The 21,199-nt window shown below is 73.0% G+C and carries 15 protein-coding genes; 10 read left to right on the top strand and 5 right to left on the bottom strand.

The genetic code is table 11. The annotated features are described in order from the left end of the window. Window positions 1–76: 76 nt before the first annotated feature. A complete protein-coding gene (locus AB0B89_RS09005; RefSeq protein ID WP_358550256.1) occupies window positions 77–730 on the bottom strand; it encodes a cupin domain-containing protein in 654 nt (217 codons plus the stop codon). Between the two features lie 77 nt (window positions 731–807). Next, window positions 808–2,133 carry an MFS transporter gene (locus AB0B89_RS09000; protein WP_358550214.1) on the bottom strand — a complete coding sequence of 442 codons (1,326 nt, stop codon included), beginning with the start codon at window positions 2,131–2,133 and terminating at the stop codon, window positions 808–810. A 183-nt stretch (window positions 2,134–2,316) separates the two neighbouring features. On the opposite strand from AB0B89_RS09000, the gene AB0B89_RS08995 reads away from it, so the two are divergent. Beyond that, complete coding sequence (locus AB0B89_RS08995) at window positions 2,317–3,120, top strand: site-specific recombinase (protein ID WP_358550212.1); 804 nt, start codon at window positions 2,317–2,319, stop codon at window positions 3,118–3,120. A gap of 114 nt (window positions 3,121–3,234) precedes the next feature. Here AB0B89_RS08995 and AB0B89_RS08990 read toward each other — a convergent pair whose 3' ends face one another. Further along, window positions 3,235–3,585, bottom strand: coding sequence for a VOC family protein (locus AB0B89_RS08990; RefSeq protein WP_358550210.1), 351 nt, complete (start codon window positions 3,583–3,585; stop codon window positions 3,235–3,237). 221 nt (window positions 3,586–3,806) lie between these two features. On the opposite strand from AB0B89_RS08990, the gene AB0B89_RS08985 reads away from it, so the two are divergent. The 7 genes from AB0B89_RS08985 (at window position 3,807) to AB0B89_RS08955 (ending at window position 14,628) form a co-directional block, all read left to right on the top strand. Then, a complete protein-coding gene (locus tag AB0B89_RS08985; protein ID WP_358550208.1) occupies window positions 3,807–5,348 on the top strand; it encodes an SWIM zinc finger family protein in 1,542 nt (513 codons plus the stop codon). Next, window positions 5,345–6,832 (top strand): DUF5691 domain-containing protein, encoded by a 1,488-nt coding sequence (locus tag AB0B89_RS08980; protein WP_358550206.1) that lies wholly within the window; start codon window positions 5,345–5,347, stop codon window positions 6,830–6,832. Before AB0B89_RS08985 ends, AB0B89_RS08980 begins: the two co-directional genes overlap by 4 nt. A gap of 61 nt (window positions 6,833–6,893) precedes the next feature. Continuing rightward, window positions 6,894–7,958 (top strand): AAA family ATPase, encoded by a 1,065-nt coding sequence (locus AB0B89_RS08975; RefSeq protein ID WP_358550204.1) that lies wholly within the window; start codon window positions 6,894–6,896, stop codon window positions 7,956–7,958. 49 nt (window positions 7,959–8,007) lie between these two features. Continuing rightward, entirely contained in the window at window positions 8,008–10,380 is a 2,373-nt protein-coding gene (locus tag AB0B89_RS08970) for a DUF5682 family protein (protein ID WP_358550201.1), read from the top strand. Window positions 10,381–10,555: 175 nt separating this feature from the next. Then, entirely contained in the window at window positions 10,556–11,734 is a 1,179-nt protein-coding gene (locus AB0B89_RS08965; protein WP_358550199.1) for a VWA domain-containing protein, read from the top strand. A 116-nt stretch (window positions 11,735–11,850) separates the two neighbouring features. Further along, window positions 11,851–13,227 (top strand): MFS transporter, encoded by a 1,377-nt coding sequence (locus AB0B89_RS08960; RefSeq protein WP_358550197.1) that lies wholly within the window; start codon window positions 11,851–11,853, stop codon window positions 13,225–13,227. 174 nt (window positions 13,228–13,401) lie between these two features. Next, window positions 13,402–14,628 carry an enolase C-terminal domain-like protein gene (locus AB0B89_RS08955; protein WP_358550195.1) on the top strand — a complete coding sequence of 409 codons (1,227 nt, stop codon included), beginning with the start codon at window positions 13,402–13,404 and terminating at the stop codon, window positions 14,626–14,628. 75 nt (window positions 14,629–14,703) lie between these two features. On the opposite strand, the gene AB0B89_RS08950 is transcribed toward AB0B89_RS08955, so the two are convergent. Then, the gene (locus tag AB0B89_RS08950) at window positions 14,704–16,179 is read right to left on the bottom strand and encodes an LCP family protein (protein ID WP_358550193.1); all 1,476 of its coding nucleotides are present in this window, start codon (window positions 16,177–16,179) and stop codon (window positions 14,704–14,706) included. Between the two features lie 117 nt (window positions 16,180–16,296). Then, window positions 16,297–17,793 carry a prolyl oligopeptidase family serine peptidase gene (locus tag AB0B89_RS08945; protein ID WP_358550191.1) on the bottom strand — a complete coding sequence of 499 codons (1,497 nt, stop codon included), beginning with the start codon at window positions 17,791–17,793 and terminating at the stop codon, window positions 16,297–16,299. Window positions 17,794–18,009: 216 nt separating this feature from the next. Between AB0B89_RS08945 and AB0B89_RS08940 the strand changes: the two genes are divergently transcribed. Both AB0B89_RS08940 and AB0B89_RS08935 read left to right on the top strand, forming a co-directional pair. After that, entirely contained in the window at window positions 18,010–19,137 is a 1,128-nt protein-coding gene (locus tag AB0B89_RS08940) for an exonuclease SbcCD subunit D (RefSeq protein WP_358550189.1), read from the top strand. Between the two features lie 53 nt (window positions 19,138–19,190). After that, window positions 19,191–21,199: AAA family ATPase (locus AB0B89_RS08935; protein ID WP_358550187.1), on the top strand; the 2,009-nt coding region annotated here is incomplete at its 3' end.

The following is a 21,199-nucleotide window of genomic DNA, read 5'->3' as shown; positions in this document are numbered from 1 at the left end:
ATGTCAACGGTGTTCACGCGAATTCGATCGGGGTGGTGGCTTTAATCCGGCGGCGGTGCCGGTGAAACGCCGAGGGTCAAACGGCCCTGAAGTCGGCGAAATCAAAACCGGGGGAGACCACACAGCTCACCAGGACGCCCTGCGCGCCCGCCGGGTGCGCGGCCTGCCAGGTGCCGGCCGGCACGAGAGCCTGAGGCACCTGCCCCCTCTCCACCTCGGGACCCAGCGTGATCGTCTCCACCGCGCCCCCGCCCTGACCGGCCTGGACGCCCGTGCCCCCAGCCTGGCCGTCCGTCCCGTACGGATGGTCGCCCGTGCCGCCGAGCAGGAGGGTCAGCGGGCCGCCTCGGTGCCAGAACCACACCTCGTCGGAGCGGACCACATGCCAGACCGACTCCTCACCGGGCTGGAGGAGGAAGTAGATGCCGGTGGCGCTCTGCCGTACCCCGCCGTAGCCCGGAGGCTCGAAGCCGGCCGAGGTCCTCCAGGTCTCGCGGTACCACCCGCCCTCGGGGTGGGGGAGGAGTTCCAGCGCCTCCGCGACCGCCGGGCGCTCCTGGACGGTGATGAACGTGCCCCTCACGTCGCGCCGCAGGAACCTGACCCGCCCGTCGTCGCCCACGGCGACGACCGGTTCCGGCCCGGTCATGGTCGCGTTCGCGATACGCAACGCGTCGGCGTCGCCGGAGGCGAACACCGAGGGGCCATCCGGGTAGTCACCGAGCGTCATGAGGAACACGCCGCCGATCTTATGACACCCGGGCGCCTCTCAGCTGCGGGTGGCCGGTCGGCGTGCGGGCGGCGGGCTCACGGCTGTGGACGGCCGGAGAGCGAGGCCCGGCATCGCCGGTCCCGCGTCGCGCCCGCGTCATGTCCTCCGCCTGAGGTGACACGCCGTACGTCCGGTACGGCGAGCACGACGGACCCGGCCGCGACCTGCCAGATAGCGCCGAAGGCGAGCAGGGCCGTGATCCCGATGGCGGAGGCCGCAGGCCCGGCGGCGGCCAGGCCGACCGGGCCGAGGACGAACGCTCCCAGGGTGGTGAGCGAGGTGATCCGCGCGAGGACCCCGGCCGGCACGTACTGCTGGTTCGTGGTCGCGTAGAGGGCGCCGCAGACCGCGGAGCCGGCGCCGGCGACGACCGCGGCGCCCGCGATGAACGCCACGGGCAGGCCCGCGGCGATGGCACCCGACGGAAGCGCCCATCCGAACGTGGCGACGGTCGCGACCACGAGCGGACGGCGGGGCACGCGGCCGCCCATCATCGAAAGGCCGCCCGCCACGGCCCCGGCGCCGTACAGGGCCATGATCAGGCCCCAGTCACGCGCACCGCCGAGACGCTCCTGGGCCACCACCGGGCCCAGTACGAGGAACGGCGCCCACACGAGCAGGTTGAACAGGGTGAACTGCAGCGTGGTCACCCACAACCAGGTCCTGGAGCGGAAGTGCGCCCACCCCTCCCGCACCGCCCCCGCCTGCGCGGACTTCACCTGCGCGGACAGCGCCTGGCCGGGCACGCGGTCGGAGAGGCGGAGCAGGGCGAGGGCGAGGAAGCTCACCGCGTACGTCCCCGCGTCGACCGCGACGACCAGACCTGACCCGGCCACGGCGACGACGACTCCCGCGATCGCGGGTCCGCCCACGGAGGCCATCGACTGCGCCAGCCCCGCGAGCGCGTTGGCGTCCCGCAGCTTCCCGTCGTACGGGGCGCCCCCGGCCGCGACCGCAGGGATGAGCGCGCCCCGGGCCGGCGCGTAGAACGCCTCGCCGGCGCCCCACACCGCGACGAGCACCATGAACATCCAGATGGCCGGGTGCCCGAAGATCAGCAGCCCGGCGAGGACCGACTGGGTGACACAGCGCACGACGTCGGCGGACATCATGACGCGCCGGGGTCCCAGCCGGTCGGCGACCACGCCACCCGCGAGCAGGAACACGATCATGGGCACGATGCGCGCCGCCATGACGTACCCGAGGTCGGTCTGCGTGCCGCCGCTGTCCAGCACCGCGAAGGCCACCGCCAGCGACGACATCGACGAACCGAGCAGCGAGGTCGCCTCTCCGACGAAGAACAGCCGCAGGTCCGGGTGGGACAGGGCGCCCAGACGCCGTCGAATCCATTTCGAAGCCATGCCCCCTCACCTTGCGAGGTGAAAGACCGGCTTTCAATGGCCGGGCTGAGGAAAGTTGAGTCCCTTTACTGCAGGATCGTCGGATGGCGAGTCATGCGCCCTATCTGCTGTTTTCGATGGCGTTAGACTCGGATCCCGTCCTCTGGCCGGCGCCATTTACTGCGGCAACCGTGAGTGTGAGGAATGACAGCCCCCGTCGAGTACGCCGTCGCGATCGATCACTACCTGGCCACGCTCCGGCTGGGGGATGCCTCGCGCCGCGTCTACCGCATCGCCCTGGCCACGTGGGCGTGGCACCTGGTGGGCAGGACTCCGCCGCCGGGGAAATCCCGCCGTGGGGCACGGCCCCCCATCGTGCCGCTGGCACTGCTCGACGCCCCCGACATGGCCGGGCGCCTGCACGCCGCGCTCAGCGAGCGTGCCGCGACCACCGACCCGCGCACCGTGAGCCGGGAGCTCTCCATCCTGCGCGGCGCGATCGCCTGGTGGCGCATGCGCGGCTGGATCGACGCCGACCCTGTCCAGCGGCTACGGCCTCCGTCGGCACCGGTGGCCGGACCTTCGGTGCTCTCTCCGGAGCAGGTAACGATGATCTTCAATCTGGCGGTCGCGCTGCGCGAGCAGGCGTGCTGGCGCCTGCTGTACGAGACCGCCGCCCCCATCGAGCGCATCCTGGCTCTGAACGTCGACGACCTCGACCTGGTGCGAAGGCGCGTACGCAAGGATCCGGAGATCCGCTGGCGCGCCGGTACGGCCCGGCTGCTGCCGCTGCTCCTGCTCGGCCGCACCGGGGGCCCGGTGCTCCTGACGGAACGCCGGGCCGCGCCCACCACGCCCGTCCCCGACCGGTGCCCCGTGACGGGACGGGGGCGGCTCTCCTACCGGCGCGCGGCCGAGCTCTTCACCACCGCGACGATCCCGATCGACCCCGGCGGCCACGGCTGGACGCTACGCCACCTGCGCTCGGCGGGCCTCGCCCACCGCTGAGCGACGAGCCGCTCAGCGGTCGTTCAGCCGGTCGTGCGACGGGAGCTCAGCCGGTGGTGCGACGGGAGTTCAGCGGGTGGTGCGACGGGTCGTTCGGTGGGTCGTGCGACGGTGTCACGCACGGGAGCTGAGCACGCAGAACTCGTTGCCCTCCGGGTCGGCGAGCACGACCCACGGCTCGGAGCCCTGGCCGACGTCGGCCGGACGTGCGCCAAGGGCGAGGAGCCGGTCGACCTCGGCCTTCTGATCCTTGGGGCGGAAGTCGAGATGCAGCCGGTTCTTCACCTTCTTCTCCTCGCTCACGGGGGCGAAGAGGATTCCGGGCAGGACGTCGGGGGCCAGACGGATCTCGTACTCCTCCTCGGAGTCGTTGACGACGACCCAGCCGAGTGCCTTGGTCCACCACTCCCCGAGCGCCACCGGATCGGCCGCGTCGACCACTACTTGTTCCCAGACGAGATTCATGCAGGCCCCGTACCCATTGGCACGCCCATATTCCTGCTTTCCCCGGAAATCGGCGGTCCCGTTTCGATGGCCGCCACACCCGCGGGCGACCCTCGCCCGAACGAGGGGCGACCATAGCCCGAACCAGCGGACAAGCGTCGCTCGTTCTCCCGGTCGCCCATCAACCCGGGCCCGCGTGAGGGGCGCGTTTTTTGTCGGAGGCCGTCGATAGTCTGCCGGTCGTGATCGAACGTTGGAGCCGTGATCAAGTGCTCGCGCTCGCCCCCGACGCGTCCTCCGAGAAGGGCGCGCGGAGCGTGAGCACGCCGGCCAAGTGGTCGGCCGTGGGCAGCGCGCCCGACGTGCTCTGGGGAGAGTGCAAGGGGAGCGGCTCGTCGCCCTACCGCGCGTGCGTCGATCTGAGCGAGCCCGCCTACCGGTGCACCTGCCCCAGCCGGAAGTTCCCCTGCAAGCACGCGCTCGGCCTCCTGCTGCTCTGGTCGGGCGACGGGGTCTCACCGGCCGAGGCTCCACCCGCCTGGGTCGCCGAGTGGCTCGATCAGCGCCGTGTCCGCGCCGCCAGGGCCTCGGCCACCACCGCCACCGTGGCGGGCGACGAGCCCTCGCCTTCGGAGCCGGGCGCCGCCGAGCGGCGTGAGGCCGGTTCCGGCGACGGCGCCGCGTCCGACCGGCGCGCGGCCCAGCGCGAGGAGCGGGTCGCCACGGGCCTGTCCGAGCTGGAGCGGTGGCTGGCCGACCAGGTCGGGCAGGGCCTGGCCGGAGCGCGGCAGAGCGCGCCCGCCCAGTGGCAGGAGCTGACCAGGCGCCTGGTGGACGCCCAGGCCCCCGGAGCCGCCGCGGCCGTCTCCCGGTTGCCCCGGGTGCTGGCCGAGGAAGACTGGCCGGCCCGCCTGCTCGGTGAGTACGGCCTGCTCAACCTGCTCGCCGTCGGCTACCGCCGCGCGAGTGAGCTGCCCGCGCCCCTGCGCGACACCATCCGGTCGCGCGTGGGCTTCCCGACGTCACGCGACGAGGTGCTCGCGGGGCGCACTCTTCGCGATCACTGGGATGTGCTCGGCCGGCGTGACGAGGAGCAAGACCGTCTCGTCTCCCGCCGTGTCTGGCTGCGCGGGCGCACCAGCGGCCGGCCCGCCCTGGTGCTCTCGTTCGCGCCGGTCGGCCAGGCCCTCGACACCTCGCTCGTCACCGGCACTTCGATCGACGCCGATCTGGCCTTCTATCCCGGCGGTTCCCCGTTACGCGCCCTGGTGGCCGCACGGCACGGCGGGGCGCCGGCGGAGCCTCCGGCGGGTGGCGGGGTGGTGGCGGGCCCTCCGGTGGGTGGCGGGTTGATGACGGTGCCTTCGGTGGACGGCGGGGCGGTGGCAGGGCCTCCGGTGGACGGCGGGGTGGTGGCGGAGCCCCCGGTGGGTGGCGGCGTGGCGGGGCCGCCGGTGGGTGGCGGGGTGCGTGCGGCGCTGGCAGAGGTGGCCGCCGCGCTCGAAGGAGATCCGTGGCTTGAGTCCTGGCCCGTGGTGCTGGGCCCGGTCGTGCCCGCCAGGCGGGGAGACCTCTGGATCCTCACCGACGCGGCCTCACCTCACCCGGCTTCTGGCGATCCACCGGCGGTGGAGGGGATGCCGTTGCACCCGTCGGCAGGTCTCCCGTGGCGGCTGCTCGCCGTTTCCGGTGGTCACGCGGTGACCGTGGCCGCCGAGTGGACGCCGCGGGGGTTGCGCCCGCTCACGACCTGGGACGAGGAGGGCCAGGTGGTGGTGCTGTGATCACGGCCGAGGAGTGGGAGCGGTTGGTGTCGGCGGCCCTGGTCGGCACAGACCGGCGTCCTGTGCCCGACCTTCTGGGGCAGGCGGCGGCGCACACCGTCGGGGCGCGGGCCGGGCAGCGGCTCCAGAGGGGCGAGCCGCTGCCCGCCGCGCCTCCCGAGGAGCAGTCGCTGGTCCCCCGTGCCGCGGGTGAGCGTGTGGGCCGCATCCTCGACGGCGAGCAGCCGCGCCTGCTGCCCGAATGGCTGGAGGCCGCCGCCGTCCGGGGGTACCGGCTACCACCGAAGCTCGTGCCCCGGGTGCTCGATCACGGCGCGCGCGACCGGTCGCTGCGGGCGCCCGTCGGGGTGCTGGCGGGCGCCAGGGGCCGCTGGCTCGCCACGCTCAACCCGGCCTGGGCCTACCTCCTGGAGGAGGCGACCGCCCATATGACCAGCGGTTTCTCCGCATCGTCCGCTCCAGACCCCGCGGCTCACTCCCCTTCTGGGGGTTCGGGCCGTTCGGGGGGGTCTGAGGAGGAAGAAGAGGTCGAGGTCGAGACGCATCAGCTTTGGGAGTTCGGCACCAGGGGTGACCGGCTCTCCTACCTCCGGAGCCTCCGGGGGTCCGACCCGGCGAGGGCGCGGGCTCTGCTGCGACGCGGCTGGGAGCAGGAGTCGCCCGAAGACCGGGCGGCGTTCATCCACGCCATGGCCGACGGCCTTTCGATGGCCGACGAGCCGTTCCTGGAGGCCGTGCTCGACGACCGCAGACGCGAGGTCAGAACCCAGGCCGCCGATCTGCTGACCAGGCTCCCTGCGTCCCGGCTCGGCCGGAGGATGGCCGAGCGGGCGGCGGTGTGCCTGACCCTGGCCGGCAACCGGCTCGAGGCCGACCCGCCGCCGGCCTGTGACAGCGCCATGGAGCGCGACGGGGTTCGCTCCCGCGCTCCCGGTGGCACGGGTCAGCGCAGTTGGTGGCTGCAGCAACTCGTCGCCCACACGCCGCTCGGGTTCTGGACGCACCACTTCGGCCGTACGGCGAAGCAGATCGTCGCGCTCAACGTCGGTGAGTGGTCGCGCGAGGTGAGGCTCGGCTGGGAGCGCGCCGCCGTCCTGCAGAACGATCCCACCTGGGCGCGGGCCCTGTTCGCCGTGGAGCCGCTCACGGACCTGCTCGCCGTGCTCCCCCCTGCCGAGCGCGCCGACAAGGCCGCCGAGCTGGTGCACGACCAGCCCGTCGACGGTCAGTTGATCATGATGCTCGGCGGGATTCCCGCTCCTTGGGGAGCGGCGCTGGCCAAGGCGGTGCTGGAGAAGATCCTCGACACGGCGGGGCGTCAGCCGTGGAATCTCGGCGAGCTGGTGCGCCTCGCGGGCGAGCGGGTCGACCCGAGCATGCACGAGGTCGCGGCGCGGTTCTCACCCGAGCCGCCCGTCCAGGAAGTGGCCGCAACCCTGCGGTTCCGTTTCGACATGCTCGCGGAGCTGGAGCCCCGCCCATGAGCCTCCATGTCCTGCGAACACCACCCTCCGGGCCATCACGCGAGAGCGAGCTGAAGCCGATATGACCGTTCTGCGTCCGCACGCGGAAGACCAGTACGCCGACGAGCTGGCGATCCTGGCCAAGTCCGACGACCGGCCGAGGCCGCCCGGCTGGAGGATGTCGCCCTGGGCTGTCACGACCTACCTTCTGGGCGACGGCCACCAGATCACCCCCAAGTACATCGGCCCCCGCCGGATCGTCGAGGTGGCCGTCGCCACGCTCGCGACCGACCGGGCGCTGCTGCTGCTCGGCGTGCCCGGCACCGCGAAGACCTGGCTGTCCGAGCACCTCGCCGCGGCGATCAGCGGCGACTCGACGCTGCTGGTGCAGGGCACGGCGGGTACGGCCGAGGAGGCGATCCGCTACGGGTGGAACTACGCCCGGCTGCTCGCCGAGGGCCCGTCCCGTGACGCGATGACCCCGAGCCCGGTGATGCGCGCCATGGCCGAGGGACGGCTCGCCCGCGTGGAGGAGCTCACCCGCATGCCGTCCGACGTGCAGGACGCGCTGATCACTGTGCTCTCCGAGAAGACGCTCCCGATTCCCGAGCTTAACCAGGAGGTCCAGGCGGCCCGGGGGTTCAACGTGATCGCCACGGCCAACGATCGTGACCGCGGCGTCAACGAGCTTTCGAGCGCCCTGCGGCGGCGGTTCAACACGGTCGTCCTGCCGGTTCCCGCCACGGCCGAGGAGGAGGTCGACATCGTCTCGCGGCGGGTCCTCCAGCTCGGCCGTTCCCTGGAGCTGCCCGCCACGCCGACCGGCATGGAGGAGATCCGGCGGGTCGTCACGGTCTTCCGCGAGCTGCGTTCCGGGGTGACGGCCGACGGTCGTACGACCGTGAAGTCGCCGAGCGGCACGCTCAGCACCGCCGAGGCGATCTCGGTGGTGACCAGCGGCATCGCGCTCGCGGCCCATTTCGGCGATGGGGTGCTCCGCGCCGGTGACGTCGCGGCGGGCATCGTCGGCGCGGTGATCCAGGATCCCGTGTCCGACCGCGTCGTCTGGCAGGAGTACCTGGAGACCGTGGTCCGCGAGCGTCCCGACTGGCGCGACTTCTACCGAGCCTGCCGCGATGCCTCCTGACGAGCGGCGGACCGGGCTGACAGACCTGAAGCCATCCGAGCCTTTCACCATGGCCGGTTCGTCGGCTGCGGTGCTCGGGGTGCGGCACCATGGGCCGGGGTCCGCGCGGGCCGTGCTGGCCGAGCTTGAGCGGCTGCGACCCGACATCGTCCTCATCGAGGGGCCGCCCGAGGCCGACGGCCTGGTCGCGCTCGCGGCCGATCCCGGCATGGAACCCCCTGTCGCGTTACTGGCCCATGTGCCGGGAGAGCCGTCGAAAGCGGCGTTCTGGCCCTTCGCGGCGTTCTCTCCCGAGTGGCAGGCGATTCGTTACGCCATGCGCGCGGGTGTCCCCGTCCGCTTCTGCGACCTGCCCGCCGCCCATAGCCTCGCGGAGAGGGCCACCACCTCGCCGCCCCCCGGCGACGCCTCCCCGGCCCTCGACACCGAGCCCGCGGACTCCCGACCGGCTGAGGCCGAGCCCGCGGACTCCCGGCCTGCTGACACCGGGCCCGCGGGCTCCCGACCGGCCGAGGCCGGGCCTGGTGAGGGCGGGGGCTCCGGGGCCGGGGGTCCTGTGGTGCACAGGGACCCGATCGGGGAGCTCGCCAGGGCGGCCGGCTACGACGATCCCGAACGGTGGTGGGAGGACGCCGTCGAGCACCGCGGCGACACGCCGTTCGAGGTGATCGCCGAGGCGATGGCGGCCGTGAGGGAGGGGCACACCCCGCACGGGCACGAGGCCCGGCGCGAGGCGCACATGCGCAGGACCATGCGCACCGCCTTCAAGGACGGCTACCGGCGCATCGCGGTGGTGTGCGGAGCCTGGCACGTCCCGGCGCTGCGCGAGCTCGGTCCGGCCGCGCCCGACGACCGCCTCCTCAAGGGGCTGCCCAAGGTCAAGGTGGAGATGACCTGGGTGCCGTGGACGTACGGCAGGCTCGCCTCCTGGAGCGGTTACGGCGCGGGCATCACCTCGCCCGGCTGGTACGACCACCTGTTCGCCGCGCCCGACCGTCCGATCGAGCGCTGGCTCTCGGCCGCGGCGAGGGTCCTGCGCGAGGAGGACCTGCCGGTCTCCTCCGCCCATGTCATCGAGGCCGTGCGGCTGGCGCACAGCCTCGCGGTGGTGCGGGGCCGTCCCCTGGCGGGCCTGGGCGAGGTCACCGAGGCCGTGCGGGCGGTCCTGTGCGAGGGCGACGAGCTGCCGGTTGAGCTGATCCAGCGGCGCATGGTCGTGGGGGAGCGGCTCGGCCGGGTCCCCGACAGCACGCCGATGGTCCCGCTCCAGCGCGACCTGCGCGACCGGCAGCGACGGCTGAGGCTCCGGCCCGAGGCGCTCGAACGCGACGTCGACCTCGACCTGCGCAAACCTCTCGACCTCGACCGCAGCCGTCTGCTTCACCGGCTCGGCCTGATCGGCGTGGCATGGGGGTCGCCGCGCGAGGCACGCGGCAAGGGCACCTTCCGCGAATCCTGGACGCTGGAGTGGCGCCCGGAGTTCGACATCGACCTGATCGAGGCGAGCGCGTACGGCACCACCGTCCCGGCCGCCGCCACCTCGCGGGTACAGGAGCTCGTCGACCTCGGATCCGGACGTCCGGCCCGGCACGCGGAGCCCGGGCCGGCCGGTTCGGCGTCACCGAGGACGCTGGCCGAGCTCACCGGCGTGGCGGAGCGGTGCCTGCTCGCCGACCTGCCGGGGGCACTGCCCCACGTCCTGTCCTCGATCTCCACCCGGGCGGCACTCGACAGCGACGTCACCCACCTGATGGCCGCACTTCCCGCGCTGGTCCGCGCGCAGCGGTACGGCGACGTCCGCGGCACCCCGGCGCGGGGGCTGTCGGTGATCGTGGAGTCGCTGCTCAGCCGCATCCGCGCGGGGCTCTCGGCGGCGGTCACCGGGCTGGACGACGACTCGGCCAGGGAGATGCTGGGTCACGTGGACGCGGTGCACGCCTCGGTCGGCCTGCTGGAGTCGGGCAGGGAAGGCTGGCTCGAATCCCTGCGCGGCGTCGCGGAACGTCGCGACCTGCACGGACTGATCGGCGGCAGGCTGACCCGCATCCTGCTCGACGCGGGCACCATCCCGGCCGAGGAGGTGGCGCGGCGCATGTCCCGGTCGATGTCGGCGGGCAACCCTCCCGCGCAGGCGGCGGCCTGGGTGGAGGGGTTCCTCTCCGGCAGCGGTCTCCTCCTCGTCCACGACGCGGGCCTGCTCGGCCTGATCGACACATGGCTGACGGGGTTGACGGGGGAGGCGTTCGTCGACGTGCTGCCCCTGCTCCGGCGTACCTTCGGAGCCTTCGCCCCGCCCGAGCGCCGGGCCATCGGCGGGCGCGTCTCCTCCGGCGAGGCGGGAAGGACCACCGCCCCCGAAGCCGACCCCGACCGCGCGGCCCCGGCCGTCCGGACCGTACTCACGATCTTGGGGAGCCCCTGATGCGCCGGAACGCTCGCCCGCCCGTCACCGGCCGAGCTCGCCGTCCTGGGAGTCCCTGTCCGGGTGCCGGGCGCGGAGGGGGCGTCGGCCGGGGTCGTCCCGCGGGCGCGGGGAGGCCGGTGGGTGGGGAGCGGTCGGCGGGTCTGGGCCGGTGGGTCACGGAGGGGAGCGGCTGATGGACGAGCGCTTGCGCAGGTGGCGGCTGGTGCTGGGGGGCGATGCCGACGGTACGGGTTGCGCGCTCGGCGGCGATGACGCCCAGATGGACGCGGCCCTCGCCGCGCTCTACAACAGCGGGCGCGGATCGGGCGAGGGGCAGGGCGGAGGCGGCGACACCCAGCGTGGCGCGGGCCTCGGCGCCTCGGCCCCACGGGTCGCGCGGTGGCTCGGGGACATCCGGTCCTACTTCCCCTCGACGGTCGTCCAGGTGATGCAGAAGGACGCCATCGAACGGCTGAACCTCACGCGCCTGCTGGTCGAACCCGAGATGCTCGAAGCCGTGGAGCCCGACGTCCACCTGGTCGGCACGCTGCTCTCGCTCAACCGGGTGATGCCGGAGACCGCGAGACGGTCGGCACGCGAGGTCGTCAGGAAGGTCGTGGCCGACCTCGAACGCAGGCTGGCCCAGCGCACCCGGACCGCGATCACGGGGGCGCTCGACCGTTCGGCCCGCACCCACCGCCCTCGCCGGGTCGCCGACATCGACTGGGACCGTACGATCCGCGCCAACCTCAAGGACTATCTGCCCGAGAAGCGCACCATCGTCCCGTCCAGGCTGGTCGGCTATGCCCGCAGGCAGCGGGCGGTGATCCGTGAGGTCACGCTCTGCATCGACCAGAGCGGCTCGATGGCGGCCTCGGTGGTGTACGCCGGCGTCTTCGGGGCCGTGCTCGCCTCGATGCGCTCGCTCCGCACCTCGCTGGTGGTCTTCGACACCAGCGTGGTCGACCTCACCGACCAGTTGCACGACCCGGTGGAGGTGCTGTTCGGCACCCAGCTCGGCGGCGGCACGGACATCAACCGCGCCCTCGCCTACTGCCAGGGGCTGATCACCCGCCCGGCGAACTCCATCTTCATCCTGATCAGCGACCTGTACGAGGGCGGCGTACGGGAGGAGATGCTGCGCAGGGTGGCCGCGATGACGGAGGCCGGAGCGCAGGTCATCGTATTGCTCGCGCTCTCCGACGAGGGCCAGCCCCACTATGACCGTGACAACGCCGAGGCGCTCGCCGCACTGGGCGTCCCGGCGTTCGCCTGCACCCCCGACGCGTTCCCGGGCCTCATGGCCGCCGCGATCGAACGCCGCGACATCGCTCAGTGGGCCGAACGCATCCTGTCGATCCGCGCCACGTAAGCGACGACCCGTTCATGAGTTCGGCCGTCCCAATGGTCAAAGGGGTGTGGCCTAGGACCAAAGTCCGAGGTGGGGGGCCGATGCCGCGGATGAAGCGGGGCCGTAGGTTAAGGCAGGTGTCCTCCGCAGTGATCGATTCTCCTCCCGCAGGGCCACCCGGCGTGCTCGGCCGTCCGTATCGGGCGTTGAGCGTCGGGATGGTCGCCCTCGTACTGCTCCTCGCGTTCGAGTACCTGGCCGTGGCGACGGCCATGCCCGTGGTGGCGAGGTCGTTGGAGGGGCTCTCCCTTTACGGTCTCGCCTTCAGCGGGTCGATGGCGGCCAGCGTGATCGCCACGGTCGCCGGCGGCCGGTGGAGCGACGCACGCGGACCGGTGGCGCCGCTGTGGACGGGGGTCGCCGGGTTCGTCGCGGGGCTGCTCCTCGCGGGATTCGCGCCCACGATGCACGTGCTGATCGTCGGCCGGTTCGTCCAGGGCATCGGTGGCGGCCTGTTCTCGGTGGCGCTGTACGTCCTGGTGGCGCAGGTGTACCCAGCGGCGATGCACCCGAGGGTGTTCTCGCTGCTGGCGGCGGCATGGGTGCTTCCGTCCATCGTGGGCCCGGCGATCACCGGTGCGGTGGTGGAGCACATCGGCTGGCGATGGATCTTCCTGGGCATCCCGATCTTCGTGGCTCCCGCCGCCGTCCTGCTGTGGAGAGGGCTCGCCGGGCGGGCCGCCGTCGTCCCGCAGGATGCCCGCGCCGAGCCCGCCCCTTCCCGGGAGGGATTCGGGGCCCGGCTGGCGTGGGGCGGGGTGGTGGCCGTCGGCGCCGCGCTGCTGCAGTACGGCAGCGGCCTCGGCGAGAGCGGGTTCGTCCTGCTCGTCGCGGGGCTGGCCGTCCTCGCGGTCGCCCTGCCGCGGCTGCTGCCCCCCGGCACGATGCGCGCGGCGCGGGGATTCCCGACGGTGGTGCTTCTGCGTGGGCTCGCGGCGGGCGCGTCCTTCGCCGCCGACGTGTTCGTGCCCCTCATGCTGATCGGTGAACGCGGGCTCAGCCCGACCCAGGCGGGCCTTTTCCTCACCGGGTCGGCGCTGAGCTGGTCGCTCGCGTCGTGGATCCAGGGGCGCAGGCGGTACGACCGCAGGGCGCTGCTCCGGTGCGGCACCGCGCTGCTCGCCCTGGGCATCGCGGGCACGGCGCTGCTGGTCTTCGACGCGGTCCCCCTACCGGTCGGTCTGCTGGCGTGGCTGATGGCAGGGTTCGGCATCGGCCTGGTCTATCCGACGCTGTCGGTGCTCACTCTGGAGCTCTCCGAGCCGGGGGAGGAGGGCAGGAACAGCTCGTCGCTGCAGATCGGGGAGTCGGTCTTCTCGGTCGTGATCATCGCCGTGACCGGCGCGGTCTTCGCCGGGCTCGACACCGCCTGGTGGGTCTACCTGGCCTGTTTCGGCCTCATCTTCGCCCAGGCGGCCATCGGCCCGCTGGTCGCCGGCCGCGTCCGGCGCTGAGGGCAGGCGGTAGACGGTAGGCGGGAATCGCCGGCCGCGTCCGGGGTCGACGGCGGGCGGCACGTGGGAGCGGCCCGGCCGGGCGGGGGCGGGATCCCGCGTTCACGGGCCGGGTTTGGACCAGATCCGCGGAGCGGGCACCATGGAAGGGCAGGGGTTCGACGAGGGGGTTCCATGCCACGTGTCCGCGAGCTAGAGGTCTTCCGGCTCGTACTGCCCTACGGCAGGCGTCCGGAGAGCATCCTGGTGAAGCTCACGGACTACGGGGGGATGACGGGATGGGGCGAGGTCGTGCAGTCCCCCGACCGCCGGTCGTCCCGCACGGGCGCTCAGGGGACCGCGACCCCCGGTGACCCCGCCCAGGGGAGGGCGACCGGTGAGAGGGCGGTCCACCCGGCGCACTCCCGTGAGACGGCCGCCCACGAGGCTCAGGGGGACGACTCCGAGCGGGTCGTTAACGCGGAGGCTCTTCGTGAAAGGGCCGAGAGCGAGCGTGACCAGACGCTCGCGAAGACCTGGACCACGTTGGAGGAGTCGCTGGCCCCGGCCCTCCTCGGCGTCGACTGGGAGCACCCCGACGAGCTGGGCACCGTCCCCGGCGGTACGGCCGTCGACCTCGCCTGCTGGGATCTGTGGGCCCGGATGCGGGGAGTCCCCCTGGCTCACGCCCTCGGCGGCACCCGCACGTCCGTGATGGCGACCGTGCGGCTCCCGGCCGAGCGGTCCCTGGACGCCATGGTCGCCCGGGTGAACCGTCACGTGTGCGCCGGGTACGCCCATGTGACCATGGACGTGCACCCCGGCTGGGATGTCGAGCCGGTTCGGGCCGTACGCCAGGCGTATCCCGCCCTCGCCCTCGCCGTGGACGGGCGTGGCGGCTACACCGACGGCTCCGCCCTGGAGGCGCTGGAGGCCTACGGCGTGACGGCGATCGAGCGTCCTTTCGGGGGCCCGGACGCCGCCGCCGACCTCGATCTCCACGCCGAGCTCCAGGAACGGGTCTCCTCGCTGGTCGCGATCGAGGTCCACTCGGTGGCGGCTCTGGAGGAGGCCATCGCGGCGCGGGCGGGGAGCGCGCTCCTGCTCCGCCCGTCCAGGTTCGGGTCGCTACGTGCCGTACGGCTCGCGCACGATCGCGCGGTCGAGGCGGGATGGGACATCACCGCGGCCGGCGGCAGGGGAACGGGCCTGGCTCGGGCGGCCACCGTCGCCGTGGCGAGCCTGCCGGGCTGCACGCTGCCCAGTGACGTGACCGAGCCGCCGCGCAGCGCCCAGATCGTCACCCCGCCCGTCGGGGCGTCCGGCGGCGTGGTCGCGGTGCCGCTGACCCAGCCCGGCCTCGGTCACCTCGTCGACGAGGACCGTGTGCGCAGGCTCGCCGGCGACTCCTTCAAGCTCTGAGACTCCCCCGATCCGGTCGTCGGGGAGCGGCTTGCGCGGCCTCGCCCGCGTTCACGGAACCGTGAGCAGGGGGGCTCAGCCGCAGATGCCGGCGTCGCGCTCGGAGGCCCCCGGCGCGGAGGGCGTGGCCGACGGGGTCCCGGGGGAGGGCGCCGGGGTCCCGGCGCCGGAGGTGTCAGACGTGGACGGGGTGGCCGACAGGGGCGGGGACTGGGTCGTCTCCGGAGCGGCGCTGTCGCGGATGGCCTTGGCGCTCAGCTTGCGGATCCGTGACCAGTCGGGGTTCCCGGTGTGGATGAGCGGCGGCACGAACTGCACGCCGGTGACGCGGGCGTCCCTCACCCGCAGCGCGAGCGGCACCAGGTGCCCCAGCATCGGGCGCGGGATGTCGGTGCGGAACATGCCCTTGGACGCCTTGGCGAGCTGGTTGAACCGCAGCAACACGGTGGCCGGGTCGGCCTGGTGGAGCAGGGCGTCCAGTACGCACCGCTGGCGGCCCATGCGGGTGTAGTCGTCGCTGAAGGTGCGTGAACGGGCGAACCACATCGCGTCCGCGCCGCCCAGCTTGCGGGTGCCGGCCTTGACCAGGCCCTCGTTGTACTTCCCGAAGACCACGTTGGTGGGGACGGTGAGGGTCAGACCGCCCAGGGCATCGATGATCCGGGCAAGCCCCCACATGTTGACCAGGGCGTACCAGTCGACGTCCACGCCGAGGGTGTACCCGATGGTCTCCTTCAGCGTCTCCGGGCCCATGCCCGTGCGCCCCCCGAACAGCTCTGGGTGGTTCTCGGCGTACTCCCAGACGGCGAAGAGCAGGTCCTCACGGGACCCGTCGGGGTTGGCGGGCAGGCGGAACCCGGTGGGGAACCGCCGGTGCATCGGGCTGCCCGGGGGGAACCGGACGTTCTCCAGGTTGCGGGGGAGGCTGAGCAGAACGGTGTTGCCGCTCCGCACGTCGACGCTCGCGAGGTTGATGCTGTCGGTGCGCACCCCGACGCGGTCGGGCTGCCAGTCGCCCCCGAGGAGCAGGACGTTCACCCGGGTCCTGCCGCTCCACGGGTCCTCGGGCCCGGCGCTTCCCGTGGGGGCCGCCGCCACGGTCGCGGGAGCGTCGAAGACGGTGTTCAGCGTCTCCTCCGACACAATCACGTACTGGGCGACGACGGCGAACGGCATTGTCACGGCGACCGCGAGCGTCCCGGTCAGGACCCCCGAGATGATCTGGCCCGCCTGCGAGAGCTCACCCGGCCGGAGGATCACGTACGAGCGGACCAGAAGGGCGAACCAGCCGGCGGCCGCGACCATCGCGAGCGCGATGATGGCGCGCAGCCAGCCCGGATCGAGAAGGCGCCCCGCGAGATCGGCGTCCGCCGTGAGGGCGATCACGCCGAGGACCGCCACCGCCAGGACGTACGCGCCGAGCAGTGCGAAGCCGGTGCGGCGGCGGCCGGCGCGCAGGTGGGCCGACCCCGGCAGCAGGGCGGAGAGTGCCGTCCAGCCGATGACCGCAGCGGCTCCCCGTGGCCTTTCGCCAGGCAACTTGTCAGGCAACGCTGTCCCATTCCCCCTTGGATCAGGAGGGGAAAATGTAACCGGGCGAGCCGACGGGCGCGTGAACGCATCCGGAACAGATCACGATATATGCGGGTACGTACGGCCCGGTGGCGGCTACCAGGGGATGCCGAACAGGCCGTAGTAGGCGGCGGTCACCAGGAGCAGGCCCGTGCCACCCAGCATGGTGGCCACGGTGAACCGCTGCCAGCGCCCCGGCTCCCAGCCCTCGCGGAGGGCGGTGGCGACGGCGGCGACGGTGGTGACCTCCTGCACGAGCATGAGGACGGCCAGCACCCGGACCACCAGCCATCCGGACAGGACCGCCGGCCACGCCCCCGCCTGGTTCACCGAGAAGAGCACGATGAGCGTGATGAAGGCCGTCACCGAGGCGAGCAGGCCCACGCCCGTCCAGGCCATCCGGCGCAGGCGGCGGCGGATCGCCGGCCAGGACTCGGACTGGGCCGTGGGAAGCAGGTCGCGGCCGCGCAGCCGTACGACCATCTCGGTGACCGGGGCCGCGACGTATCCGACGGCGGTGAGGGTGAGCGCGAGGCCCAGGATGGCGGTGCCGGCGTACCAGGGGGCCCTTGGGATGTCGGTGGCCTCGTACCGCTGCACGGGGGTCGCTCCCGCGATCTGCGCCCCCGCCGGCGGCCGTGCCGTGCCGGGGAGCCCGAGTACCCAGTTGGCCAGGGTGTCCAGGTAGCCGTGGGTGAACGCGCCGCCGTTCACCCGCATGGCGTGGTCGGCTCCGCCGAGGAACCGGATGGTGTAGTCGGAGTTGCCCGCGGTGGTCATCGCCGAGGTCAGCTTCTGGGTGCTCTCGACGAACGGGATCGACGGGTCCATCGTGCCGTACAGGGCCAGGACCGGCTGTTTCAACCGGCTCAGCGCCGGGACGCTGTCGTAGCGAAGGAAGTTGAACCCGACCCCGCCCATCGCCTTGGCCAGCAGCTCGCGGACTCCGGCGGGCGCGTGCAGGCGTTCGAGCTGCTCGTTCAGCGCCCACGCGACCTGCCGTACGGGGGAGACGTTCGGGGAGGAGACCAGCACGCTGAAGCCGACGTCGAGGCTCCTGGCCGCCGCGATCGGGATGACCCAACTGCCCTCGCTGACGCCCCACAGGCCCGCGCGGACCGGGTCGACGTCGGCCCGCTGCCGCAGCACCTCGATCATCTGGAGGGCGTCGTCGGCGAGCAGCCCGAAGTCGCGGTGCCGGAAGTCGTAGCCGACGGTGCGCTTGTCGTAGGTCAGCGTCACCACTCCGGCCTTGGCGAGCCAGGTGGCCTGGGAGGTGAACTCGCCCCGGTCGCCGCGTCCCGAGCCCTGGACGAAGACCATGGCGGGGTGGCGGCCGGGGGTGCGCGGGGCCCTGATCGTGGCGGTGAGCGTCGTGCCCTGGACCGGGATGGAGATGTCCTGGGTGGCGATGGCGGCGTCGAGCGGGACCGGGCGGTACTCCGAGGCGGGCTGCGGAGGCAGAGGCTGGAAGCTCTCGCTCGCGCTCAGCCGCGGCGGATCGAAGGACGGCGGGGACAGCATGTAGCCCACCGTCGCCAGGATCGCCACAAGCACCGCGGTCGCCACGCTCAGCCGGCTACGGTCGCTCACGCCACCTCCTCGTCGGGCGGCTCGCCGCGGACCGTGCCCAGGTGATGACCATGATCGCCGCGGCCCACCGGACTCCGCTCCCCGATTGAACCGTCCCTTCGTACGAGGGCTTTCCGCCCCAAATAAGGCCTCCGATCATCAGGTTAAGTCACGCGGGGGGAACGATGGTGCGGCTGGTACCTCATTTGTCAGTGGGACCTGTTAGCTTCCTGCGACATGCGTGTGCTGCACACCTCCGACTGGCATCTGGGCCGGGCCTTCCACCGCGAGAGCCTGATCGACGCCCAGGGCGTCTTCGTCGACCACCTTGTGGAGACGATCCGCTCGGAGGGCGTCGACGTGGTGGTCGTCGCCGGTGACGTCTACGACCGCGCCCTGCCCTCGGTCGACGCGGTGGCCCTGTGCAACGAGACGCTGCGGCGGCTGGTCGCCGAGGGGGTCCGCACGGTGATGATCAGTGGCAACCACGACTCCGCCCGCAGGCTCGGGTTCGGCGCCGACCTGATCGACGCGGCGGGGGTGCACCTGCGCACCGACCCGGCCCGCGTGGGCGAGCCGATCGTGATCGACGACGTCGCCTTCTACGGCATTCCCTATCTTGAGCCTGAGATGGTCCGCGCGCCGTGGGAGCTGGCCGAGCGCAGCCACTCGGCCGCGATCGAGCACGCCATGACCCTGATCCGCGACGACCTGGCGGGCCGAGGCACGCGGTCGGTCGTGCTGTCCCACGCGTTCGTCACCGGCGGCGCGAGCAGCGACAGCGAGCGTGACATCAGCGTGGGCGGCGTCGCCCACGTGCCGGTCGGCGCCTTCGAGGGCGTCGACTACGTCGCCCTCGGCCACCTGCACGGCCGCCAGCGCATGAGCGAGTCCGTGCGCTACTCCGGCTCGCCGATCGCCTACTCGTTCTCCGAGGAGAAGCACGTCAAGGGGTCCTGGCTCGTCGACATCGGCCCGCGCGGGTTCGCCGGCGCCGAGTTCGTGCCCGCGCCCGTGCCGCGCCCGATCGCCCGCGTCCGAGGGCACCTCGCCGACCTTCTCGTGGGGGCCGGGTGGGCCCGGTTCGAAGACCACTGGCTCCAGGTGACGCTCACCGATCCGGTACGTCCCAAGGGCGCCATGGAGCGGCTGCGCGAGCGTTTCCCGCACACGCTAGCCCTGGCCTTCGAGCCGGACGGCGCCGTGCGGACCCCGGCGGGCGCGCCCCGGCTCGCGGGCCGTCCCGAGATCGACGTGGCGCTCGACTTCATCCGCCAGGTGCGCGGCGAGCCGGCCGACGACGACGAGAGAAGGCTCCTCCAGGAGGCGGTCCAGGCCTGCCGGGCGAAGGAGGCTCTGGTCTGAATGGCATGCCAGGCTGGTGCTCGTGACCTTGTGACGCGTGGAGGGCGCCTGAGATGAGGCTGCACCGGTTGCGGCTGACCGCATTCGGCTCCTTCCCCGGAGACGAGGACATCGACTTCGACGCGCTCGGCGAGGCCGGGCTGTTCCTGGTCCACGGCCCGACGGGGGCCGGGAAGACGACCGTTCTCGACGCGGTGTGCTACGCCCTGTACGGCCAGGTGCCGGGCCAGCGCAACAGCGCCCGCCGCCTGCGCTGCGACCACGCCCCGGCCGACCGAGGGCCGAAGGTCGTGCTGGAGGTCACGGTGCGCGGCCGGCGGCTGCGCGTCACCCGCTCGCCCGTCTGGCACCGGCCCAAGCTCAGGGGTGAGGGGCTGATCGAGGAGAAGGTCAAGGTCCTGCTGGAGGAGCTGCTTCCCTCCGGCGAGTGGATGTTCCTGTCCGGTCGCGCCGACGAGACCGGCGAGCTGGTGGGCGGGCTGCTCGGCATGAACGCCGACCAGTTCTGCCAGGTGGCGATGCTTCCCCAGGGTGATTTCGCCCGTTTCCTTCGGGCCGACGGCGACGACCGCCGCAAGCTCCTGGAGAAGCTCTTCTCCGTCAAGATCTTCAGCGATGTCGAGCACTGGCTGGCCGACCACCGCACCCGCACCGGCCAGGAGCAGCAGGAGCTGCGCCAGCGGGTCGACTCCGTCATCGACCACATGCGCGGCGCGGCGGGCCCGGCCCTCCTGAACACCCTGGAGTCCCCGGCCGACCCGGCACCACAGACCGACCTCGGCTCCCGGCCTGACCTCGACCCCGGGGCCGAGCTTGACTCCCGGTCTGAGCTTGACCCGCAGGCCGACCTCGACCCGCAGGCCGAGCCGCTCGAATGGGCGCGGGCACTGCTCGCCGTGGCGCACGATTCGCTCGCCGGGCAGGCGGAGGCCCGGGCGGCGAGCGAGGCGGCGCTGAGATCGGCCAGGGTCGAGCTCGAAGGCGCCCGCGAGCTGGTCCAGCGGCAGCGTGGCCACGCCGACGCCGTGGCGCGCCGCGACGAGCTCGACAGGACCGCCGACGAGCGGTCCGACCTGGAGACCATCCTCGCGGAGGCGGTCCGCGCCGACCGGGTGCTGCCGCTCGTCCAGCAGGCCGAGCAGCGAGCGGAGGCCGCCGCCAAGGCCGAGCAGCTCGCCGCCGACGCCATGGCCCGCGCCCTGCCCCTGCTACCCCTCATGCCCGGCGCCCGTGGAGTGGAGGGGATGAGCACCGAGCGGGTGGCGGAGCTCGAACGGGGCCGGCGTGACGAGATCGCCCGGCTGGAGCAGCTCCGGCCCGAGGAGGCGCGGCTGGCGCGCGTCCGCGAGGAGCTGGCCCTGGCAGGGAAGGGTCTTGAGGCACTGGCGGAGCGGGAGGCCGAGACGGCCGAGCGGCTCGCCGTACTGCCGGGGCTTCGCCGCGAGACCGGCGAGGCCCTGACGCAGGCACGACTCGCCGCCTCCGGCCTTCCGCCCGCCCGCGCCGCCGTGGAGAGCGCCACTCGCGATCTCGACGCTGTCAGGCGCCGCGACGCGCTCGCCGGCGAGCTGGCCGCCGCCCGGCGTGAGTTGCACCAAGCCCTCCTCGACCTGCCCGCCCCTCTGACCGCCGACCTGGCCGAAGCCGGTCTTCTGGCCGACGACCTTTCCGGAGCGGGGAGCGTGAGCTTCTCCGGCGCGATGGGGGACGGGGTCAAGGAGGCAGCGAGAAAGGTGGGCGAGCGGCTTGGCGTGATCGAGCGTGCCCATCGCGACGAGCTGGCCGGGCTGGAGCTTCGCCGTGCCGACGAGGTGCGGTTCGCCGAAGTCCACGAGAAGCTGACCGCCCTCGACGAGGAACTGGCCGGGCTGGCCGACCGCGAGGCGGCCCTGGCGGACACCCTGGCCGAGCTGCCAGGACGCCTGCGAGAGATCGACGGGCGGCTTGCGGCGGTGAGGGCCGAGGCGGCCCGGATCCCGGCGGCGGAGGCCGCCTGCCAGGCGGCCGGTGCCCTGCTGGAACAGGCCGGGCGCCGCGACGCGCTGGCCGGGGAGCTGGAGGC

The sequence above is a fragment of the Sphaerisporangium sp. NPDC049002 genome (genome assembly GCF_040649355.1).
Classification (GTDB): Bacteria; Actinomycetota; Actinomycetes; order Streptosporangiales; family Streptosporangiaceae; genus Sphaerisporangium.
Note: the sequence above shows the minus strand (reverse complement) of the source record. Positions and strands in the feature narration are given on the sequence as shown.